Annotated in this window: 1 protein-coding gene; it reads right to left on the bottom strand. The window is 27.6% G+C overall.

Annotated elements, in window-relative coordinates:
- Nucleotides 1-180: 180 nt before the first annotated feature.
- Nucleotides 181-1881 carry a hypothetical protein gene (locus MBFIL_RS04075; RefSeq protein ID WP_066971743.1) on the bottom strand — a complete coding sequence of 567 codons (1701 nt, stop codon included), beginning with the start codon at nucleotides 1879-1881 and terminating at the stop codon, nucleotides 181-183.
- Between the last annotated feature and the right edge of the window lie 176 nt (nucleotides 1882-2057).

Here is a 2057-nt window from a genome sequence, read left to right as displayed (position 1 = left end):
CCTCAATAAAAAAACAAATATGATTATCTGGAATAAAGTCCCTCAAATTCAAAGGAAGTAAAAACACCTGACCAATACTATCTTCATGCAAAACCATAAACACCAACTCAACAAAAACTAAAAAACATTAATACTATATTACACCCCATAATATTTAAAACTAAGCATAACTAAAAAGAATCAAAAAATAATTATTGCACAGCCAATAAAATTAATAAAACTAAGATTAGTGAAGTTCACAACTACATTTGAAATATCAAAAAGGTGATTGATCTTTTCACCATCAAGAATAACATTACCATAGCCTTCAATTGATAAATTTTTATCAATAGTTAGATTAGTGTTGTTAATTCCAGTGTAGTGACCAGTAGGTGCGATGATGATTTTACCGCCTTCTTTGAGAATGCTTAATGCTTGTTTTAATGTTGCAACAGAATTAGCCCAATCATAACCAGTATTCAGATCACTTCCGCCCGTTTGATTAACATAAACAATATCAAGCAAATTTTTAGTAGTGAAAAGCCAATAATCAACTAAAAGAGTAACATTACCAGAAGAAGAGAAACTTTCATTAACTTTTGGATTGAATTCACTATTTAAAGCATCATTGATATATTCATAGCCAGTAAAATTAGGTAATAAATTTACATCATAAGAATCAGAATTATTAAGAGTAAAAGTATACTTAATATTACTTCCATTAACACTAGCACTACATATAAAATAATTATTCACAACAACATTAGAAGGAACATTATTCTCACCCCACCAATTATAATCAAAATTATTATTGTTACCATAATAGTTCATAAGACCTTCTGATGGATTGAAAAAACGATTATAATTAATTTTAACATTATCGCCCCAATTAGCAATCACAGCATCTAATGCATAATTACCCTCAAAATTAGACTGATTAATACTTGCATTGTAACCATAATTATGAATAATACCATTTTCAGCATTATTACCAGTGAAATTAGATAAAGTCACACTAAAATTGTTAGCTGAATTATAAACAGCACCACCATTATATACGGCACTATTATTAACAAAATTAGATAATAATATCCTAAAATTAGAATTACTATTACCCATAATAGCACCTCCAGCATAATGAGCACTATTACCTGTGAAATTAGAACTACTCACACTAAAATTACCACCACTATTCATAATAGCACCACCATAAAAACCAGCACTATTACCAACAAAACTAGAACTACTCAAATTAAAATTATTATCATTATTATAAATAGCACCACCATAATAACCAGCACTATTACCAACAAAACTAGAACCACTCACAGTTAAATTATTACTATAATAATAATTATAAATAACACCACCATAACTACTAGCACTATTATTACTAAAAGTAGAATTATTCATAATTGAATTATTACTATAATAATTATAAATAACACCACCATAACTACTAGCACTATTATTACTAAAAGTAGAATTATTCATAATTGAATTATTACTATAATAATTTAAAATAACACCACCATAATAACCAGCACTATTACTACTAAAAGTAGAACCACTCACACTAAAATTACCACCACTATTATAAACAGCACCACCATGAGCAGTAGCACTATTATTACTAAAAATACTATTACTCACACTAAAATTACCACCACTATTATAAACAGCACCACCACCATTATTAAGGGCATTAGAAACATTACCAGAATTATTTTCAAAAATAGAACTCTTTACAGTTAAATTACCATTATTATAAATAGCACCACCACCACGACCACGAGCATTATTACCAACAAAACTAGAATTACTCACACTAAAACTACCACTACTAATGTATGCAACACCACCAGAAATACCATTATTACCAACAAAACTAGAATTACTCACACTAACATTACTACTAATACTATGAGGATTCGCATTTAATGTTTCTTTATTTGTTCTATTTTATTGATTTTTTCTTTATTTTTTGTGTTTTTATGTGAGTTTTTTTTAATATTTTGTTGGTTTTGTTGAATTGTTTTTAGTTGTTCTTATTGTTTTTAGTTTGTTTAATTTTATGT

Source organism: Methanobrevibacter filiformis (genome assembly GCF_001639265.1).
Taxonomy (GTDB): domain Archaea; phylum Methanobacteriota; class Methanobacteria; order Methanobacteriales; family Methanobacteriaceae; genus Methanacia; species Methanacia filiformis.
Note: the sequence above shows the minus strand (reverse complement) of the source record. Positions and strands in the feature narration are given on the sequence as shown.